General features: G+C 64.6%; 18 protein-coding genes. 11 read left to right on the top strand and 7 right to left on the bottom strand.

Going from position 1 to position 17964, the window contains the following annotated elements; genetic code table 11:
• Window positions 1–28 precede the first annotated feature (28 nt).
• Together nth and ACLFKU_RS22875 are read left to right on the top strand one after the other, a co-directional pair.
• A complete protein-coding gene (gene nth / locus ACLFKU_RS22870; protein ID WP_368587380.1) occupies window positions 29–673 on the top strand; it encodes an endonuclease III in 645 nt (214 codons plus the stop codon).
• 146 nt (window positions 674–819) lie between these two features.
• Window positions 820–1254: a DUF1841 family protein gene (locus ACLFKU_RS22875; protein ID WP_013088846.1), complete on the top strand. Its 435-nt coding sequence runs from the start codon at window positions 820–822 to the stop codon at window positions 1252–1254.
• A gap of 100 nt (window positions 1255–1354) precedes the next feature.
• On the opposite strand, the gene ACLFKU_RS22880 is transcribed toward ACLFKU_RS22875, so the two are convergent.
• Together ACLFKU_RS22880 and ACLFKU_RS22885 are read right to left on the bottom strand one after the other, a co-directional pair.
• Window positions 1355–1735, bottom strand: a complete 381-nt coding sequence (locus tag ACLFKU_RS22880; protein WP_368587379.1) for a c-type cytochrome — start codon at window positions 1733–1735, stop codon at window positions 1355–1357.
• Between the two features lie 45 nt (window positions 1736–1780).
• Window positions 1781–2149 (bottom strand): c-type cytochrome, encoded by a 369-nt coding sequence (locus ACLFKU_RS22885; RefSeq protein WP_013088844.1) that lies wholly within the window; start codon window positions 2147–2149, stop codon window positions 1781–1783.
• Between the two features lie 315 nt (window positions 2150–2464).
• Here ACLFKU_RS22885 and ACLFKU_RS22890 point away from each other — a divergent pair, with 315 nt between their 5' ends.
• The 5 genes from ACLFKU_RS22890 to ACLFKU_RS22910 all read left to right on the top strand — a co-directional run bounded on the left by ACLFKU_RS22890 (window position 2465) and on the right by ACLFKU_RS22910 (window position 7621).
• Window positions 2465–3307, top strand: a complete 843-nt coding sequence (locus tag ACLFKU_RS22890; protein WP_176109203.1) for an AAA family ATPase — start codon at window positions 2465–2467, stop codon at window positions 3305–3307.
• Between the two features lie 35 nt (window positions 3308–3342).
• Complete coding sequence (locus ACLFKU_RS22895) at window positions 3343–4518, top strand: vWA domain-containing protein (protein WP_410850571.1); 1176 nt, start codon at window positions 3343–3345, stop codon at window positions 4516–4518.
• A 61-nt stretch (window positions 4519–4579) separates the two neighbouring features.
• The gene (locus ACLFKU_RS22900; protein ID WP_410850572.1) at window positions 4580–5800 is read left to right on the top strand and encodes a benzoate/H(+) symporter BenE family transporter; all 1221 of its coding nucleotides are present in this window, start codon (window positions 4580–4582) and stop codon (window positions 5798–5800) included.
• 224 nt (window positions 5801–6024) lie between these two features.
• Window positions 6025–6978 carry a transaldolase gene (gene tal, locus ACLFKU_RS22905; RefSeq protein WP_410850573.1) on the top strand — a complete coding sequence of 318 codons (954 nt, stop codon included), beginning with the start codon at window positions 6025–6027 and terminating at the stop codon, window positions 6976–6978.
• Window positions 6979–7201: 223 nt separating this feature from the next.
• Complete coding sequence (locus ACLFKU_RS22910; RefSeq protein ID WP_368587375.1) at window positions 7202–7621, top strand: VOC family protein; 420 nt, start codon at window positions 7202–7204, stop codon at window positions 7619–7621.
• 40 nt (window positions 7622–7661) lie between these two features.
• Here ACLFKU_RS22910 and ACLFKU_RS22915 read toward each other — a convergent pair whose 3' ends face one another.
• The 5 genes from ACLFKU_RS22915 to ACLFKU_RS22935 all read right to left on the bottom strand — a co-directional run bounded on the left by ACLFKU_RS22915 (window position 7662) and on the right by ACLFKU_RS22935 (window position 14315).
• Window positions 7662–8786 carry an FUSC family protein gene (locus tag ACLFKU_RS22915; RefSeq protein WP_410850574.1) on the bottom strand — a complete coding sequence of 375 codons (1125 nt, stop codon included), beginning with the start codon at window positions 8784–8786 and terminating at the stop codon, window positions 7662–7664.
• A 129-nt stretch (window positions 8787–8915) separates the two neighbouring features.
• Window positions 8916–10466: a monocarboxylate uptake permease MctP gene (gene mctP / locus ACLFKU_RS22920; RefSeq protein WP_410850575.1), complete on the bottom strand. Its 1551-nt coding sequence runs from the start codon at window positions 10464–10466 to the stop codon at window positions 8916–8918.
• Window positions 10463–10705 carry a DUF3311 domain-containing protein gene (locus ACLFKU_RS22925; RefSeq protein ID WP_176366947.1) on the bottom strand — a complete coding sequence of 81 codons (243 nt, stop codon included), beginning with the start codon at window positions 10703–10705 and terminating at the stop codon, window positions 10463–10465. The genes mctP and ACLFKU_RS22925 overlap by 4 nt, the downstream gene beginning before the upstream one ends.
• A gap of 296 nt (window positions 10706–11001) precedes the next feature.
• The gene (locus tag ACLFKU_RS22930; RefSeq protein WP_368587372.1) at window positions 11002–11937 is read right to left on the bottom strand and encodes a spermidine synthase; all 936 of its coding nucleotides are present in this window, start codon (window positions 11935–11937) and stop codon (window positions 11002–11004) included.
• Window positions 11938–12074: 137 nt separating this feature from the next.
• A complete protein-coding gene (locus ACLFKU_RS22935; protein WP_410850576.1) occupies window positions 12075–14315 on the bottom strand; it encodes an NADP-dependent isocitrate dehydrogenase in 2241 nt (746 codons plus the stop codon).
• Between the two features lie 328 nt (window positions 14316–14643).
• On the opposite strand from ACLFKU_RS22935, the gene ACLFKU_RS22940 reads away from it, so the two are divergent.
• The 4 genes from ACLFKU_RS22940 (at window position 14644) to ACLFKU_RS22955 (ending at window position 17961) form a co-directional block, all read left to right on the top strand.
• On the top strand, window positions 14644–15471 hold the full coding sequence (locus ACLFKU_RS22940) for an AraC family transcriptional regulator (RefSeq protein ID WP_368587370.1): 828 nt from the start codon (window positions 14644–14646) through the stop codon (window positions 15469–15471).
• Window positions 15472–15552: 81 nt separating this feature from the next.
• Window positions 15553–15954 carry a cupin domain-containing protein gene (locus ACLFKU_RS22945; protein WP_018431592.1) on the top strand — a complete coding sequence of 134 codons (402 nt, stop codon included), beginning with the start codon at window positions 15553–15555 and terminating at the stop codon, window positions 15952–15954.
• Window positions 15955–15962: 8 nt separating this feature from the next.
• On the top strand, window positions 15963–16439 hold the full coding sequence (locus ACLFKU_RS22950; protein ID WP_410850577.1) for a GNAT family N-acetyltransferase: 477 nt from the start codon (window positions 15963–15965) through the stop codon (window positions 16437–16439).
• Window positions 16440–16845: 406 nt separating this feature from the next.
• A complete protein-coding gene (locus tag ACLFKU_RS22955) occupies window positions 16846–17961 on the top strand; it encodes a succinylglutamate desuccinylase/aspartoacylase family protein (protein ID WP_410850578.1) in 1116 nt (371 codons plus the stop codon).
• Window positions 17962–17964 lie beyond the last annotated feature (3 nt).

A 17964-nucleotide genomic window follows, 5' to 3' on the forward strand; every position in this document is an offset into this window, starting at 1 on the left:
CCTTCCCACCCACACGGACCCGCTCCGCATGAACGCGAACAAACGCCGCGCGATCTACGAAACGCTTCAGAGCCTGAATCCGCACCCGACCACCGAGCTCGAGTACACGACGCCGTTCGAGCTGCTGATCGCGGTGCTGCTGTCGGCACAAGCAACCGACGTGTCGGTCAACAAGGCGATGCGCAGGATGTTCCCGGTCGCGAACACGCCGCAGAAGGTGTTGGAACTCGGTGAGGAAGGTGTCGCGAGCTATATCAAGACGATCGGCCTGTATCGCACGAAGGCGAAGAACGTGATCGCGACCTGCCGCATCCTGCTCGACCAGTACGGCGGCGAGGTGCCCGAGGATCGCGAGGCCCTCGAAGGGCTGCCGGGTGTCGGCCGCAAAACGGCCAACGTGATCCTGAACACCGCGTTCGGCCATCCGACCATCGCGGTCGACACGCACATTTTCCGCGTCGCGAACCGCACCGGCCTCGCGCCCGGCAAGGACGTGCGCGCGGTCGAAGCGGCCCTCGAAAAATTCACGCCCGCCGAATTCAGGAAGGATGCGCACCACTGGCTGATCCTGCATGGACGGTACGTGTGCAAGGCGCGCCGGCCGGAATGCTGGCATTGCGTGATCGAGCCGCTGTGCGAGTTCCGGCCGAAGACTCCGCCGCCCGATCTTTAACGGCGGCCCACTCGAAACCGCAGACCGCGCAGCGCGCCTGCAGCCCGAACGGCCGCCGCGTAAAATGATGCTTTACACGCGGTGCGCACTGCGTACACACGCCGTCGCGCTCCGCGCACGCCCCACTCCCACGCACCGGTTCCACGATGTTCAATCCCAGCCGCGACGAAGTTCGCCTCTTTTTCACCGACACCTGGCGCAAACAGCGCCAAGGCGAGATTCTGACGCCGCTCGAGGCGATCGCCGCCGATTGGATCGTCGAGCATCCCGAGTATCACGCCGACCTCGCCGACGCCCCCGCTGCCCAGGCGCAGGACTATTCGCCGGAGCGCGGCCAGACCAATCCGTTCCTGCACCTGTCGATGCATCTGGCGATCTCTGAACAACTGTCGATCGACCAGCCGCCCGGCATTCGCGCCGCCCATGAGCGGCTCGCCGCACGCCTCGGCTCGACGCACGAGGCGCAGCACGCGATCATGGACTGCCTCGGCGAAACCATCTGGGAAGCGCAGCGCACCGGCACGCCGCCGGACACGGACGCGTATTTGCAGCGTATCGAACGGCGCGCGACGCGCGACTGAAGCAGCTGGAAACCCCGGCTCGATGGCCTCAAAGCAAAACACCCCGCCAAGGCGGGGTGTTTTGCTTTTGAAGCCGCGGCGCGAAACCCGCGCCCTACGCTTACTTCTTCTGCACGAGGTCGCCTTCCAGCGATTCGACGTAAGCGGCGATGTCCTTCATGTCGCCTAGCGACAGGCTCTGCACCTGTGCCTGCATGATCGGGTTGTTGCGGCCGAGGTGCGGATTGCCGGTGCCCATCTGGTACTGACGCAGCGCCCAGTACACATAGTCGGAGTGCTGACCGGCCAGCTTCGGATACTCCGGGCTCACCGGCTTGTTCAGGCCGGGACCGTGGCAGGCCGCGCAGTTATGACTGTCGGCGAGCACCTTGCCGTTGCCCGCGTCAGCCGCGTGCGCGACGTTCGCCATGGCCAGACCGATTACCGCCGCCGCGCCGACGGCCTTGAATACCGTGTGGAGTGCCTGTTGGGGCTTGATCATGAAATCTCCTATCCCGCGAATTGGATGTACTGTGACCGACGCCGATCACTTGTCGGGATTGTTTTTCGAAGCGGCAGTTTGCGCTGCGTAGTAGGCGGCAATGTCGGCAATGTCCTGATCCGACAGCGAGGTCGCGATCGCGTGCATCGTGTCGAAATGGCGGTCGCCCTTCTTGTAGGCGCGCAGCGCGATCTCGAGGTAGGCCTGATTTTGCCCGCCGAGCTTCGGCACGCGGAAAACCTCTGGATAAGCCGTGCGGTATTCAGGGATGCCGTGGCAGCCGATACACATCGCGACCTTGTCCTGGCCCGCCTTGGCGTTGCCTACGACATCCGCTGCCTGCGCACTGACCGCGTACCCCGCGAGCACCGACAGCGCTGCGATCACGACGTGTTTGCCGACGAATTTATTCATAGATGTAACCTGGCTTGAGGGGAAACGGGTGCCCACAAAGGCAGCGGTCCGGCCGTTCTTCTTATAAGGTGGCCACGCAGGCCAAAAAAATCGGGCCCATTGTACCGCGACGCCGCGCCGAACGTCCACAACGCGCGGGAGCCGCGCAACGCCCGTCTGGACGGGCCGCGCGCCCTGCTCGCGGCGGCTTCACGATGACGCCACAGCGGCACCAGCGCGTCTACCCGGCGCGGCTCACACCATACGTGAGCCGGTTTCAGGCCAACAGGCCTTCTGACTTATACTGGGTTTTTTCCCGCACAAGAGCATCTCGCCATGCGTTTCGAAGGCTCATCGCAGTACGTCGCCACCGACGACCTCAAGCTCGCGGTCAACGCCGCGATGACGCTCAAGCGTCCGCTCCTGATCAAGGGCGAGCCCGGCACCGGAAAGACCATGCTCGCCGAGGAAGTCGCCGCCGCGCTCGGCATGCCGCTTTTGCAATGGCACATCAAGTCGACCACCAAGGCCCAGCAGGGCCTGTACGAATACGACGCGGTGTCGCGTCTGCGCGATTCGCAGCTCGGCGACGAACGCGTGAAGGACATCCGCAACTACATTGTCAAGGGCGTGCTGTGGCAGGCGTTCGAATCGGACGAGCAGAGCGTGCTGCTGATCGACGAGATCGACAAGGCCGACATCGAATTCCCGAACGACCTGCTGCGCGAACTCGACCGCATGGAGTTCTACGTGTACGAGACGCGCGAGTTGGTGCGCGCGAAGCATCGCCCGCTCGTGATCATCACGTCGAACAACGAGAAGGAACTGCCCGACGCGTTCCTGCGCCGCTGCTTCTTTCACTACATCAAGTTTCCGGACGCGACGACGATGCAGCAGATCGTCGACGTGCACTACCCCGGCATCAAGAAGGATCTGCTCGCCGCCGCGCTGCAGAGCTTCTTCGAGCTGCGCAACGTCGCCGGGCTGAAGAAGAAGCCGTCCACCTCCGAACTGCTCGACTGGCTCAAGCTGCTGCTCGCCGAAGACATTCCGCCCGAAGCGCTGCGCTCGGCCGACCACAAGCAGATCGTGCCGCCGCTGCACGGCGCGCTGCTGAAGAACGAACAGGACGTGGGCCTGTTCGAGCGGCTGCTGTTCATGAACCGCAACAACCGTTGAGCGGGCACCGTGCCGCACGACATCCAGGCCCTAGCATGCTGATCGACTTCTTCTACTCGCTGCGCGCCGCCAAACTGCCGGTCTCGGTGAAGGAATACCTGACACTGCTCGAAGCGCTGAAGGCCAACGTGATCGCGCCGTCGCTCGACGAGTTCTACTACTTGTCGCGCATCACGCTCGTGAAAGACGAGCAGTACTTCGACAAGTTCGACCAGGCGTTCGGCGCCTTTTTCAACGGTGTCGCGGCGAGCTCGGAGCTCGCGTTCGAGATTCCGCTCGACTGGCTGAAGAAGCAGCTGCAACGCGATCTGTCGCCCGAGGAGAAAGCGCAGATCGAAGCGATGGGCGGCATCGACAAGCTGATGGAGCGTCTGAAGGAACTGTTCGACGAGCAGAAGGAGCGCCACGAGGGCGGCAACAAATGGATCGGCACGGGTGGCACGTCGCCGTTCGGCAACGGCGGCTATAACCCCGAGGGGGTGCGCATCGGCGGCGACGCGGCCGGCAATCGCACCGCCGTCAAGGTCTGGGAAGCGCGCGCGTACCGCGACTACGACGACCAGGTCGAAATCGGCACACGCAACATCAAGGTGGCGCTGCGACGCTTGCGCCGCTTCGCCCGCGAGGGCGCCGCGGAAGAACTCGATCTGCCCGACACGATCCGCAGCACCGCCGCGAACGCCGGTTGGCTCGATCTGAAGATGGTGCCCGAGCGGCACAACAACGTGAAGGTGCTGATGCTGCTCGACGTCGGCGGCTCGATGGACGATCACGTGAAGCGCACCGAGGAGCTGTTCTCCGCCGCGAAGGCCGAGTTCAAGCACCTCGAGTTCTACTACTTCCACAACTGCGTGTACGACTTCCTGTGGAAGAACAACCGCCGCCGCCACGCCGAGCGCACGCCGACGTGGGACGTGCTGCACAGGTTCACGCCGGACTACAAGCTGATCTTCGTCGGCGACGCGACGATGAGCCCGTACGAAGTGTTGCAGCCGGGCGGCTCGGTCGAGTACAACAACGCCGAGGCCGGCGCCGTATGGCTGCGCCGGCTCGCCGATCACTTCCCGCACTTCGCGTGGCTGAACCCCGAACCGGAAGCACTGTGGCCGTATCGGCAGTCGGTCAGCGCGATACGCGAAGTGCTGGGCCACCGCATGTATCCGCTGACGCTCGCGGGCCTGGAGACGGCCATGCGGGTGCTGAGCAAGTAACGCCCGTCGTTCCGGAACCCGCGTCCCGACGCTTCAACTTCCACAACAACAAAGCCTTCGCATGAGTTCGTCCCCGTCGCCCCAGCTGTCCCCCGCCGCCGCGCCGCAGAGGCGCTTCAATCCGCTCGCCGATACGTCGCTGTCGACGATCGTCGCGGGCTTCGTCGCGGCGATGACCGGCTACACGAGCTCGCTCGTGCTGATGTTCCAGGCGGGCCAGGCCGCGCATCTGAGCGACGCGCAGATTTCGTCGTGGATCTGGGCGCTGTCGATCGGCATGGGCCTCTGTACGATCGGCCTGTCGCTGCGCTTTCGCGCGCCGATCGTGATCGCGTGGTCGACGCCGGGCGCGGCGCTCCTGGTGTCGTCGCTGCCGCATGTCGAGTATGCGCAGGCCATCGGCGCGTTCATCTTCTGCGCGGCGCTGCTGACGCTGGTCAGCGTCACCGGCTGGTTCGACGCGCTGATGAAGCGGATTCCGTCCGGCCTCGCGGCGGCGCTGCTCGCGGGCATCCTGTTCGAAATCGGCATCGAGATTTTCCGCGCCGCGCAGTACCAGACCGCGCTCGTGCTGACGATGTTCTTCACCTACCTGATCGTCAAACGGTTTGCGCCGCGTTACGCGATTCCGAGCACGCTCGTGGTCGGCACGGCAGCCGCCGGCGGCCTCGGGCTGCTCGACTTCAGCCACTTTCACGTCGCGCTCGCGCATCCGGTGCTGACGATGCCGTCGTTTTCGGTGGCGGCGTGCGTGAGCATCGGCATTCCGCTGTTCGTGGTCGCGATGGCCTCGCAGAACGTGCCGGGCATCGCGGTGCTGCGCGCCGACGGCTATACGACCCCGTCCGCGCCGCTGATCGCGACGACCGGCGTCGCGTCGCTGCTGCTCGCGCCGTTCGGCTCGCACGGCATCAATCTTGCGGCGATCACAGCGGCGATCTGCACCGGCCCGGAAGCGCACGAAAACCCCGCGCGGCGCTACACGGCGGCGGTATGGGGCGGCATTTTTTATCTGCTCGCGGGCGTGTTCGGCGCGACGATCGCCGCGCTGTTCGCGGCGTTTCCGAAGGAGCTGGTCGTCTCTGTCGCGGCGCTCGCGCTGTTCGGCTCGATCATGAGCGGCCTCGCCAATGCGATGCACGATACGCGGCAGCGCGAGGCGGCGCTCGTCACGTTCATGGTGACCGCCTCGGGGCTCACGCTGCTGTCGATCGGCTCGGCGTTCTGGGGGCTCGTCGCCGGCGTGATCACGCAAGTCGTGCTGAACGCGCGCCGCGTGTGAACGGAACAGCGCGCCCGGCTGTCCGTACCCGGTGTTCATGCCGTCCTCGGCGATCCGCCATAGAATAGATGTATCCGGCAGCGTTTCCCGGCGCCATCGCGGGACGCGCTGCGGCTTGACCCGCGGCCGCCGGCGCCGGCTGATTGCTGTGTTTTGTCCAGCCGGCGCGGTGGCATCCTCATTTCTCCTGAACCACGGCGCACATGCGCCCTGAAGGCCCGAACATGACAACCGCACTCGACCAACTCAAGCAATACACCACCGTGGTGGCCGACACTGGCGACTTCCAGCAGCTCGCGCAGTACAAGCCGCGCGATGCGACCACTAATCCGTCGCTGATTCTGAAGGCCGTGCAGAAAGACGACTACCGGCCGCTGCTCGAAAAGACCGTGAAGGCGCATGCGTCGAAGCCGGTCGGTGCGATCATCGACCAGTTGCTGATCGCGTTCGGCACCGAAATCCTGAAGATCATCCCCGGGCGGGTGTCGACCGAAGTCGACGCGCGCCTGTCGTTCGACATCGAAGGTTCGATCAAGAAAGCCCATGAACTGATCGCGCTGTACAAGGAGCACGGCATCGAACGCGACCGCGTGCTGATCAAGCTCGCATCGACGTGGGAAGGCGTGCGCGCGGCCGAGGTGCTGCAGAAGGAAGGCATCAGCTGCAACATGACGCTGCTGTTCTCGCTCCCGCAGGCTGCCGCCTGCGCGGAAGCCGGCGCGCAGCTGATCTCGCCGTTCGTCGGCCGCATCTGCGACTGGTACAAGAAGAGCGCCGGCAGCGCGTGGGACGAAGCGAAAGACGGCGGCGCCAACGATCCGGGCGTCAAGTCGGTGCGCCGCATCTATGCGTACTACAAGAAGTTCGGCTACAAGACCGAGGTGATGGGCGCGAGCTTCCGCACGACCTCGCAGATCCTGGAACTGGCCGGCTGCGATCTGCTGACAATCAGCCCGGACCTGCTGCAAAAACTGCACGACAGCACCGACAAGATCGAGCGCAAGCTGTCGCCGGAGGCATCGCACCAAGCGGACATCGAGCGCGTGCCGGTCGACGAAAAGTCGTTCCGCTTCCTCGTCAACGACGACGCGATGGCGACCGAGAAGCTCGCCGAAGGCATCCGCACGTTCGCCGCGGACGCAATCAAGCTGGAAAAGCTGATCGACACGCTGCGCTGAGGTGCCGCAGGCGACGGCCGTGGCGGGCTGAGTGACGCCACGTTCACGCTCGCCGCGCTGCGCCCGCTCCGCTCGAAAGCCATCCATGACAGGCGGCGCTGAACCTCACGGCTCAGCGCCGCTCCCCGTTTACGCCGCGACTACAATCGACTGCACGCCCCTCCCCGCCCGAGCTGGCGAGGACCGACGGCGCCCGCCCAACGCCTGACCCAAGGAGACGATCATGTACGTTCAGCCCTACGTGTTCTTCAACGGCCGTTGCCAGGAAGCGCTCGACTACTACACCGACAAACTCGGCGCCCAGGTGACCTTCAAGATGCTGTTCAAGGACGCGCCACCCGATGCGCAAAACCCGCCGCGCCCCGAGCTCGCCGACAAGATCATGCACGCGAACGTGCAGCTGGGCTCGAGCACGTGGATGGCTTCCGACGGCAACTGCGATCCGGCGGCCGGCCCGTTCAATGGCTTCAGCCTGTCGCTGACCGTCGAAGACAGCGCGTCGGCGGAAAAATGCTTCAACGCGCTCGCCGATGGCGGCCAGGTCGTGATGCCGTTCCAGCCAACGTTCTGGAGCAAGGGCTTCGGTATGGTGGTGGATCGCTTCGGCATGATGTGGATGGTCACGCTGCCGCCGCAGGCTTGAGGCTTCGCGGCCGAGCCTTTGCGTTCGACCGCTCGACCACCTACCCGCCACGCGTCGCCCGCTCGTGCCGCTCGATGTTCCAGTTCGGCTCGGTCTCCAGCAATAGCGCACGCAGCCGGTCCACCTGCTCCGCGAGCCGCTGACCGAGCCAGTACGGCCCTTGCCAGTCGGGCGGCAACGCGGTGGTCACGTCGCCATGCCCCTTCGCGAGCGGCGCCGCGGCCGGAATGCCGAAGCGCGACGGACGGCCGAAGCGCAGCCCGCGCGCGGTGGACAACAGGATCGCGCGCACGGCCCGCACCTCGGCGCCGCACTGCGCTGCATAGGCGCTGCGCGCGGCGGCGGCGGCGTTCATCAGCGGCCCGGTGGCCAGCAGTTCGAGCGAGCTGAGCACCGAGCGATGCAGTCGCTGGATCTCCTCGAGCCTCGACTGCGGCACGTCGATTTCCTTTGCGACCGACGGCATCAACGAGCGCAGTTGCACGAGCCGCTTGTTGATTCGCAGAAAGCGCTTGACCTGCTCTTCTTCGGTGATCGTCTCGCCGTCGAGCAGGCGCGCGTAGATGCCGGCGCATTCGCGCAGATTGGCGGCCAGCCCGTAGCGCCACGAATACGTTGCGTGCAGCGGAAACGCGAACGAAAACGCCAGCGCGATCACGATGCCGATCAGCACGTTCAGCGTGCGCCACAGGCCGACATCGATCAGGTTGTCGCCGTGGCCCGCGACGATGCACATCGTGATCGCGGTCAGAAGCCCGATATAGCCGGACGAGCCGATCGCGAACCACGCGCAGATCGACGCGATGATCGCCTCCAGCACATAGGTGAGCGGCAGCGAGCCGATGAAGTTCTGCTGCACGATCAGCAACAGGCCGATCGACGCACCGAGCAGCGTACCGGCCGCGCGTTCGGCCGCCTTCTTGCGGATATTGCCGTGATGCTGCAAGCCGCCGATCACCACCAGCAGCGTCACCGACGACCAGATGCCGTGCGGGATATCGATTCCGGTCGTCGCCAGAATCGACACCAGCATCGCGAGGCCGACGCGCAGGCTATGCAGCACCTTCGCGTGGCGGTACCGGTAATACGGCGACGTGACCGCGCGCACCATCCGGCTCAGCGCCGCGCGGCGGGGGATCACAGTGGGAGTATCGGCAGCAGCCATGGTGGGGCGCGGCAAACGCGTGAAAGGACGGTTCCGCTATCCTGCCCTGGAGTACCCCGCAAACACAAACGCCCGCCGACTCGCGTCGGCGGGCGTTGCGTGTTTCAGACCGTAACGTTGCAGCCGGAATCAGCCTTCGACGACGTCCAGGTAGTCTTCCGGACGGGTGCGGTCCTCGGCGCGCTGCATGCCCACCGCGCGCACGATCAGGCTCACGACCACCGACACCACGAGGTTCACGATCAGCGACCACACCGCCGCATAGCCCGGAATCGCCATGCCGAACAGATGGATCGTGAAGATCGAGCCCGCGAGGTTCAACGAAATCGCCATCCACGTACCGGTCGCGATGCCTGCCCCCCAGCCGAGCAGCAGACCCCGATAGTCGAGCACCCGCGTGTAGAGACCGAGCACGATGGCCGGCAGCGTCTGGATGATCCAGATCCCGCCGAGCAGCTGCAGCTGGATCGCGTAGGTCAGCGGCAGACCCAGAATGAACGCAACCGCGCCGACCTTGACGATCAGCGACACCAGCTTCGCGACATTGGTCTCCTGCTCGTGCGTCATGTTGCGGTTGATGAACTCCTTGTGCACGTTGCGCGTGTACAGGTTCGCCGCCGCGATCGACATGATCGCCGCCGGCACCAGCGCGCCGATACCGATCGCCGCGAACGCGACGCCGACGAACCACGACGGGAAGAAGTGCAGGAACAGCGCCGGCACCGCGAAGTTCGGGCCGAAGGCCTTGAAGTACGGCGCAAACTCGGGCATGTCCTTCACGCCGGCCGCGAGCGCCATGAAGCCGAGCAGCGCGAGCAGGCCCAGCACCAGCGAATACGCCGGCAGCAACGCCATATTGCGGCGGATCGTGTTGCCCGACTTCGACGACAGCACCGCGGTAATCGAGTGCGGGTACAGGAACAGCGCGAGCGCCGAACCCACCGCGAGCGTCGCGTACGCGCTATAGCCGTTCAGGCTCGACACGTCCGGCGACTTCAGCAGCAGCTTGGCCGGCGGCACCGCGCCGAAGATATGGCCGAAGCCGCCGAGCTGCGGCGGAATCACGATGATCGCGGCGAAGATCGTCACGTAGATCAGAATGTCCTTGACGACCGCGATCATTGCCGGCGCGCGCAGGCCCGACGTGTACGTGTACGCCGCGAGGATCGCGAACGCGATGATCAGCGGCAGATCGCCGACGAAGCCGGTGGTGTCGAAACCGAGCGCGCCGATCACCACTTCGATACCGACCAGCTGCAGCGCGATGTACGGCATCGTCGCGACGATGCCGGTCACGGCGACCGCGAGCGCGAGCATGCGGCTGCCGTAGCGGGCCGACACGAAGTCCGCCGACGTCACGTAGCCGTGGCGCTTCGCGATGCTCCACAGCTTCGGGAACACGACGAACGCGAACGGATAGATCAGGATCGTGTACGGCAGCGCGAAGAAGCCGGTTGCGCCCGCGCCGAACACGAGCGCCGGCACCGCGATGAAGGTGTACGCGGTGTACAGGTCGCCGCCGAGCAGGAACCACGTGACGATCGTGCCGAAGCGCCGGCCGCCGAGACCCCACTCTTCGAGATGCGCGAGATCGCCGCGCCGCCAGTGGGCCGCGACGAAACCGAGAATCGTGACGCCGATGAAAAACAGAACGAAGACGAAAGTTGCAATGGGGTTCATCGTTGTGCGCCCCCGTTCGGGCGACCCGTATAGCGGGACTTGGTCTTCACATAGACGAACGCGGTGATGACCGCGCTGATCAGCACCCACAGCAGCTGGTACCAGTAGAAGAACGGGAAATCGAACAGCTGCGGCTCGATCCGGTTGTAGGACGGCACCCAGATCATCGCGATCCACGGTAGCAGCAATAGCCAGAGCCAGTGCTTGCTGGCTTTCTTCACGTCGGCGTCGTGAGCCATGACGTCTCCTGTTTTTTCCTATTTTGAATTTATCTGCCCGTGGTCGACGGGAGGAGGAACTCAGCGGGTGGTCGTCCCGCGGTCCGCCACGGGCTCCCCGAAAGCCTCGAAAGAGTATAGGAGTGGCGAACGCCCGGTCAAGCCGGGGCGACCCCGAGGCACATTGGCGTCCAACGATGCAGACTGGATGACGCCGCAGCATCGACGTGAAAAAAATACCGGAAGCAAAACGGCCGTGCCGACTGATACACCGGCACGGCCGTCTGGTTTTCCGTTCACAGACGGGAATTCAGCGCTCAGATCGCAAACGATGCGCCCGTCTGCCCCGTCGATTCGCGCAGGCCCTTGATCCACTTGCGCGCCGGCAAGCCGAGCTCGGCCTCGATCAGCTTCGCGCGCGCGTCGAGCGCGGCGAACGGTACGTCGAGCGCGGGGCCCGAGAACGCGATCGCGATGCGGTTGCCGTCGTGCACTTCGGGCAGCGCGACGACGCGGCCGTCGAAGGCTTCGTTCAGGCGCTTCATGTTGCGCACGAAGCTCGGGTGATCGCCGAACAGATTCACCGTGACGATGCCCGCGTCGGTCAGACACGCGCGCGCCGCGCGGTAAAAGCCGACGCTGTCGAGCACCGGGCCGCGCGCGGTCGCGTCGTAGACGTCGATCTGCAGCGCGCCGATGGTGCCGTGGTTCGCGCTCTCGTTGACGAAGTCCCACGCGTCGGTTTCGTGCACGGTCAGGCGCGCATCGTCGGGCGGCAGTTCGAACATCGTGCGCGCGGCCACCACGACCGCCGGATTCAGCTCGACGGCCTCGACCTTCGCGCTCTTCAGGAAGCGATGCGCGAACTTGGTCAGCGCCGCCGCGCCGAGCCCGAGCTGCACGATGCGCTTCGGCGTTTCGAGGAACAGCAGCCAGGCCATCATCTGCTGCGCGTATTCGAGTTCGATGTGATCGGGCTTGCGCAGGCGCATCGCGCCTTGCACCCATTCCGTGCCGAAATGCAGGTAGCGCACGCCGCCCTCTTCGGAGAACGTCACCGGTGCGAAGCGCGGCTTGCGCGGCGCTTCGATTTGCGGCGCGTCGTGAAGCTCATGATCGACGGCGCGGTTCGCGTTGCGCGCGGTTTTTGGCGCCTGTCTGGGCGCCATTTTCTGCTTACCGCCGATGGCTTCGGCGTCCCGGTTACGGAAAGCGCGCGCCTCGGCCGAAGCGCGCTTGATCAGTTTCGTCATGTGTGGATGTCGCGCCGCGGGCGCATGATTTTTGGTCGACCGAGAGCATAGCATTCGCGGCGCGCACGATCGCTCCGAGCCGCCCGCCGGCGGCCCGTGCGCACATCAGCACATCAGCTCACTTCACACCCATCACGTCACTCGACGCGTACCGCCTTGAGCGCCTCGTTCAGCGTGCGGCTCGGCCGCATCACCTCTTCGAGCTTGTTGAAGTCTGGCTTGTAGTAGCCGCCGATGTCCGCCGGCGCGCCCTGCACCGACGCGAGCTCCGCCACGATCACCTGCTCGTTGGCGGTCAGCTGTGTCGCGAGCGGCGCGAACTGCGCGGCGAGCGCGGCATCGTCCGTTTGCGCGGCCAGCTCCTGCGCCCAGTACATCGCCAGATAGAACTGGCTGCCGCGATTGTCGAGCTCGCCCGTCTTCGGGCTCGGGCTGCGGTTGTTGTCGAGCAGCTTGCCGGTTGCGGTGTCGAGCGTCTTCGCGAGGATCTTCGCCCGGTTGTTGCCGGTCTTGATGCCCAGCTCTTCGAGCGACACCGCGAGCGCGAGGAATTCGCCGAGCGAGTCCCAGCGCAGATGGTTCTCTTCGACGAGCTGCTTCACGTGCTTCGGCGCCGAACCGCCCGCGCCGGTCTCGTACATGCCGCCGCCCGCCATCAACGGCACGATCGACAGCATCTTTGCGCTCGTGCCCAGCTCCATGATCGGGAACAGGTCGGTCAGATAATCGCGCAGGATGTTGCCGGTGACCGAGATCGTATCGAGCCCGCGCACGACGCGCTCGAGCGTGTAACGCATCGCGCGCACCTGCGACATGATCTGGATGTCGAGGCCGGTGGTGTCGTAATCCTTCAGGTAAGCCTCGACCTTCTTGATCAGCTCGGCTTCGTGCGGACGATACGGATCGAGCCAGAACACGGCAGGCGTGCGCGAATTGCGCACGCGCGTGACCGCGAGCTTGACCCAGTCGCGGATCGCCGCGTCTTTCACTTCGCACATGCGCCAGATGTCGCCCTGCTCGACGTTCTGCGTGAGCAGCACCTCGCCGCTCGCGAGATCGACGATGCGCGCCTCGCCGTCTTCCGGCACTTCGAAGGTCTTGTCGTGCGAGCCGTATTCTTCCGCCTTCTGCGCCATCAGGCCGACGTTCGGCACCGTGCCCATCGTGACCGGATCGAACGCGCCGTTGGTCTTGCAGAAGTTGATGATCTCCTGGTAGATGCGCGCGAAGGTGCTCTCCGGGATCACCGCCTTGGTGTCTTTCGGACGGCCGTCGGCGCCCCACATCTTGCCGCCGGCGCGAATCATCGCCGGCATCGACGCATCGACGATCACGTCGTTCGGCGCGTGCAGGTTCGAGATACCCTTCGCCGAATCGACCATCGCCAGTTCCGGACGATGCTCGTGGCACGCGTGCAGGTCGCGGATCACTTCCTCGCGCTGCGATTCCGGCAGCGTCTCGATCTTCTCGTACAGATTGACGAGGCCGTTGTTGACGTTCACGCCGAGTTCGTCGAACAGCTTGCCATGCTTCGCGAACGCGTCCTTGTAGAACACCTTCACCGCGTGGCCGAAGACGATCGGATGCGAGATCTTCATCATCGTCGCCTTCACGTGCAGTGACAGCATCATGCCGGTCTTGCGCGCGTCTTCCATCTGGTCTTCATAGAACGCGAGCAGCGCCTTTTTGCTCATGAACATGCTGTCGATGATCTCGCCGTCCTCTAGCGCGACCTTCGGCTTCAGCACGATCGTCTTGCCGTCCTTGGTGACGAGTTCCATCTTCACGTCGCGCGCGCGATCGAGCGTCATCGACTTTTCGCCGTGATAGAAGTCGCCGTGCCGCATGGTGGCGACGTGCGTGCGCGACGCCATGCTCCATTCGGTCATGCTGTGCGGATGCTTGCGCGCGTAGTTCTTCACCGCGGCCGGCGCGCGACGGTCCGAGTTGCCCTCGCGCAGCACCGGGTTGACCGCGCTGCCGAGACACTTCGAGTAGCGCTGACGGATCGCCTTCTCGGCGTCGGTCTTCGGATCTTCCGGATAGTCGGGCACCTTGTAGCCCTTCGCCTGCAGCTCCTTGATCGCGCTCGTCAGTTGCGGCACCGATGCGCTGATGTTGGGCAGCTTGATGATGTTAGTGTCGGGCAACGAGGTCAGGCGACCCAGTTCAGCGAGGTTGTCGGGCACCCGCTGCGCTTCGGTCAGAAACTCGGGGAACTCACCGAGGATGCGGCCCGCGACCGAGATGTCGCTGGTCTCGACCTCGATGCCGGCCGGCCTGGTGAAGGTCCGGATGATCGGCAGGAACGCGGCGGTCGCGAGCAGCGGGGCCTCGTCGGTGAGGGTGTAGATGATGGTCGGTTGCTGGGTCGTCATTGCTAGGCTCTGGGCGGGCGGTTGAGAGGCATCTCGCGCGTGATACCGGCAGGATGCGCAAGCGTCGATCAGGAAAACGACAACACGAGGACACAAACGCTGTGCGCGGCGGATGGCGACGCGGGGCCCTGGAACCCCAAAGCGGAACGATTAAGCGAACACGGCGGACTGCGTCGCGCAGCGGGTCGCACGTCTTGATTCTGCCTCATTTTTGGGCTGACGGAAAAGCGGGCGGACCGGACCTCCCGTGCGTCGCACGCCCACATCGATACAATGAGCTGATGTACGGGAATTCCCGCAGATCTGCCAATCGAAGCCGGAGAGCGTCATGGACGGCGATACCAGCAAAGCCCAATCCGACTGGATTTCCCGTTCGGAAACCAGCGGCGGAGTCGAACGCATCGAAGCCTTTTTCCACGGCAATGCATACTCGCTGCATCGGCACGACACCTACGCTATCGGCCTGACGCTCGCCGGCGTTCAGTGCTTTCACTACCGGCGCGGCTTGCGCACCAGCCTGCCCGGACAGACGATGGTGCTGCATCCCGACGAAGCGCACGACGGTCAGGCCGGCACGCAGGAGGGATTCCGTTATCAGATGATTTACGTGCAGCCAGCCGCCATCCAGGAGGTCCTCGGCGGCCGGCCGCTGCCATTCGTCGAAGGCGGAGTCACGAACGATCCACGGCTGTTCGAAGCGACGAAGACAGCACTGCGCCAGATGCGCGGCGACGCGGAGCCGCTCGAGCGCGACGACGCGCTCGCCGGTCTCGCGCTCGCGCTGGATAGCGTGTCGGACGCCCGAGCTGCGCGCAGGTCCGCGGATTTCGCGGCAGCGCAGCGGGCACGGGAATATCTTCATGCATCGAGCAGCCGCGTCGTCACGCTGGATGAACTTGCCGCCGTCAGCGGACAGGACCGCTGGAGCCTGTCGCGCGATTTTCGAACCTTTTACGGCACCAGCCCCTATCACTACCTGGTCATGCGCCGGCTCGAAGCGGCGCGCGCGATGATGCTGCGCGGCGTTTCCCTCGTGGACACGGCGGCAGCGGCCGGCTTCGCCGACCAGAGCCACATGACCCGGCATTTTCGTCACGCATACGGGATCCCGCCCGCGCGTTGGCTCGCGATGACGAGCGATCGTCGCGCCGGCTAGCACAAACTTGCACGATCGTTCAAGACACTCGCCGGCGGCCAGCCTAAGCTCTGTTCCAGATATCCCCCGAATGGAGCCACCATGCACAGCGATTCCCAGCCGACACCCGAGCAACGCGGCCAGTACAAGACGATCAATCTGCTCGACAAGATCCGTCAGATCGACGACCACTGGCAGCCGCGCGTCGTTGCCGAAATGAACGACTATCAGTTCAAGGTCGTAAAGATAGAGGGTGATTTCGTCTGGCACCGGCATGCCGACACCGACGAGACCTTCATCGTTCTCGAAGGCCGCTTGCGCATCGACTTTCGCGACCGCTCGATCGAACTGCTTGCCGGTGAAATGGCGGTGGTTCCAAAAGGAGTCGAGCACAAGCCGTATGCCGGCTCCGAAGTGAAGCTGCTGCTGATCGAACCGCGTGGCGTCGTGAACACCGGCGATACGACCAACGAAAGAACGGCCGAAAACGACGTATGGATTTGAGAGCCGCCATGCAAACGCCGCCGCCGATCGTTCGCGAAGCCGTTTTCCCCGCCGATACGCGCAAGCTCGTCGCCGTGATCCGCGAGTATGTCCAGTGGCTGGACCTGGATCTGTCGTACCGTGGATTCGATGCCGAAATGGACGCGTTCGAAGCGGTTTACACGTTGCCATCCGGCATGTTCTTCGTCGCCGATGCCGGCGGCGAACTCGCCGGTTGCGCGGGGCTGCTGCGCCATAGCGCCGGGACCGCCGAAATCAAGCGCCTCTTCGTTCGCGACGCATTCAGAGGGATGCGTCTCGGGGAAACGCTGGTGAACTCGGTGATCGGGAAGGCAAAATCGTTGGGCTTCTCGAAGCTGGTCCTCGACTCGGTGCCGAAAACCGCTTTCGCGCAGCGCATCTACGAGCGATTGGGGTTCGTAGAAATCGCGCCCTTCTACGCAAATCCGGTCGAGGGCACGAGGTTTCTTGCACTCGAGCTTTGACGGCGCGGCGCGCGCGGCGCGGCGTCGCTCATCTTGAACCTTCTCACCGCGCGCCTAAGTTGAATATACATCTACTGCTTCCAGCGGCCGCTCCGATTCCGCTTTCGAATTTCGCTTAACGCGGAAACGCCCGCTCTTCTTGAATGCGTGTCGCTCGTCCTCAGCAAAAACCCTAGTTCCGCCACCCTCTTCAATTCGCTATCTTGTCTATACAACCAAGCTAATGAAACAGCCTAGTTGAATGTGCTGCGCGACACGGGCTTCCTGAAGTCCGCGTGCGGCGCAGGTTCCGCGTTCACGGGCGGTGACCTGAGCGATTCGAAGGGCGCGCTCGGCGTACGGCAGCTGACAGGCACTGGCGTGGAGGATTCTCCGCCCCTACGCCGTCCGGAAGATTCACACCATCATGCAAACACAAACCCATCCGTTGATTTCCCCGTCGCTCGGCACCGAGCGGTACCTGACGAGCTTCCACTACGGCCCGACGGGCGGACAGAAGATCTACATCCAGTCGTCGTTGCATGCCGACGAGTTGCCGGGGATGCTGGTCGCGTGGGAACTGCGCAAACGCGTCGCCGCCCTCGAGACGGCGGGCAGATTGCGCGGCGAAATCGTCATCGTGCCGGTACCCAATCCGATCGGCCTCAACCAGCGGGTGCTCGGGCACATGGTTGGCCGTTTCGAAAGCGGCACCGCGGCAAACTTCAATCGCAACTTTCATAATCTGGCCGAGCTCGTGATGCCGCGCATCGAGCCTCACCTGACCGGCGACGCGCAGCAAAATCTGCGCGCCGTGCGCGCCGCCATGCGCGAGGCGCTCGCCGAGCAAACGCCGACCACCGAACTCGAATCGCAGCGCCTCGCGCTGCAGCGCCTGTCATACGATGCCGATGTCGTGCTCGACCTGCACTGCGACTTCGAAGCGGCGATGCATCTGTTCACGAATCCCGACACGTGGCCCGACGTCGAGCCACTCGCGCGCTATCTCGACGCGAAAACTTCGCTGCTCGCGCTCAATTCGATCGGCAATCCGTTCGACGAGATTCACAGCTTCAGCTGGTCGGAGCTGCGTGCGCGCTACGGCGAGCGCTATCCGATTCCGAACGGCTCGATCTCGGTGACGATCGAGCTGCGCGGCCAGGCGGACGTGAGCTACGCGTTCGCCGAGCGCGACGCGAACGCGATCGTCGAATACCTGACGTTGCGCGGCGTCATCGACGGCACACCCGCGCCGTTGCCGGAGCTCGCGTTCGAGGCTACGCCTTTCTCCGGCAGCGAGCCGCTCGTCGCACCGATCTCGGGTGTGCTCGTGTTCCGCGCGCCGCTCGGTGTCTGGGCCGAGCCCGGCGAGGCGATCGCCGACATCGTCGATCCGCTGACCGGCCGCGTCGTCACGATCACGAACTCGGTTGCCGGCGTGCTCTATGCGCGGCAACGCACGCGCTTCGCCACCGCGGGGCTGGAGGTTGCGTGTGTCGCTGGAGCCGAGCCTATTCGGAGCGGCTCGCTGCTGCCGAACTGAGCC

The organism is Paraburkholderia sp. EG304, from assembly GCF_046543485.1.
Taxonomy (GTDB): Bacteria; Pseudomonadota; Gammaproteobacteria; order Burkholderiales; family Burkholderiaceae; genus Paraburkholderia; species Paraburkholderia youngii.

What these genes read in the sequence shown, in the direction of transcription:
- ACLFKU_RS22885 (WP_013088844.1), bottom strand. Translation starts at nt 2,149, where the DNA reads ATGAATAAATTCGTCGGCAAACACGTCGTGATCGCAGCGCTGTCGGTG.
- nth (WP_368587380.1), top strand. Translation starts at nt 29, where the DNA reads ATGAACGCGAACAAACGCCGCGCGATCTACGAAACGCTTCAGAGCCTG.
- ACLFKU_RS22880 (WP_368587379.1), bottom strand. Translation starts at nt 1,735, where the DNA reads ATGATCAAGCCCCAACAGGCACTCCACACGGTATTCAAGGCCGTCGGC.
- ACLFKU_RS22940 (WP_368587370.1), top strand. Translation starts at nt 14,644, where the DNA reads ATGGACGGCGATACCAGCAAAGCCCAATCCGACTGGATTTCCCGTTCG.
- ACLFKU_RS22895 (WP_410850571.1), top strand. Translation starts at nt 3,343, where the DNA reads ATGCTGATCGACTTCTTCTACTCGCTGCGCGCCGCCAAACTGCCGGTC.
- ACLFKU_RS22930 (WP_368587372.1), bottom strand. Translation starts at nt 11,937, where the DNA reads ATGACGAAACTGATCAAGCGCGCTTCGGCCGAGGCGCGCGCTTTCCGT.
- ACLFKU_RS22950 (WP_410850577.1), top strand. Translation starts at nt 15,963, where the DNA reads ATGCAAACGCCGCCGCCGATCGTTCGCGAAGCCGTTTTCCCCGCCGAT.
- ACLFKU_RS22910 (WP_368587375.1), top strand. Translation starts at nt 7,202, where the DNA reads ATGTACGTTCAGCCCTACGTGTTCTTCAACGGCCGTTGCCAGGAAGCG.
- ACLFKU_RS22955 (WP_410850578.1), top strand. Translation starts at nt 16,846, where the DNA reads ATGCAAACACAAACCCATCCGTTGATTTCCCCGTCGCTCGGCACCGAG.
- mctP (WP_410850575.1), bottom strand. Translation starts at nt 10,466, where the DNA reads ATGAACCCCATTGCAACTTTCGTCTTCGTTCTGTTTTTCATCGGCGTC.
- tal (WP_410850573.1), top strand. Translation starts at nt 6,025, where the DNA reads ATGACAACCGCACTCGACCAACTCAAGCAATACACCACCGTGGTGGCC.
- ACLFKU_RS22945 (WP_018431592.1), top strand. Translation starts at nt 15,553, where the DNA reads ATGCACAGCGATTCCCAGCCGACACCCGAGCAACGCGGCCAGTACAAG.
- ACLFKU_RS22935 (WP_410850576.1), bottom strand. Translation starts at nt 14,315, where the DNA reads ATGACGACCCAGCAACCGACCATCATCTACACCCTCACCGACGAGGCC.
- ACLFKU_RS22890 (WP_176109203.1), top strand. Translation starts at nt 2,465, where the DNA reads ATGCGTTTCGAAGGCTCATCGCAGTACGTCGCCACCGACGACCTCAAG.
- ACLFKU_RS22875 (WP_013088846.1), top strand. Translation starts at nt 820, where the DNA reads ATGTTCAATCCCAGCCGCGACGAAGTTCGCCTCTTTTTCACCGACACC.
- ACLFKU_RS22915 (WP_410850574.1), bottom strand. Translation starts at nt 8,786, where the DNA reads ATGGCTGCTGCCGATACTCCCACTGTGATCCCCCGCCGCGCGGCGCTG.
- ACLFKU_RS22925 (WP_176366947.1), bottom strand. Translation starts at nt 10,705, where the DNA reads ATGGCTCACGACGCCGACGTGAAGAAAGCCAGCAAGCACTGGCTCTGG.
- ACLFKU_RS22900 (WP_410850572.1), top strand. Translation starts at nt 4,580, where the DNA reads ATGAGTTCGTCCCCGTCGCCCCAGCTGTCCCCCGCCGCCGCGCCGCAG.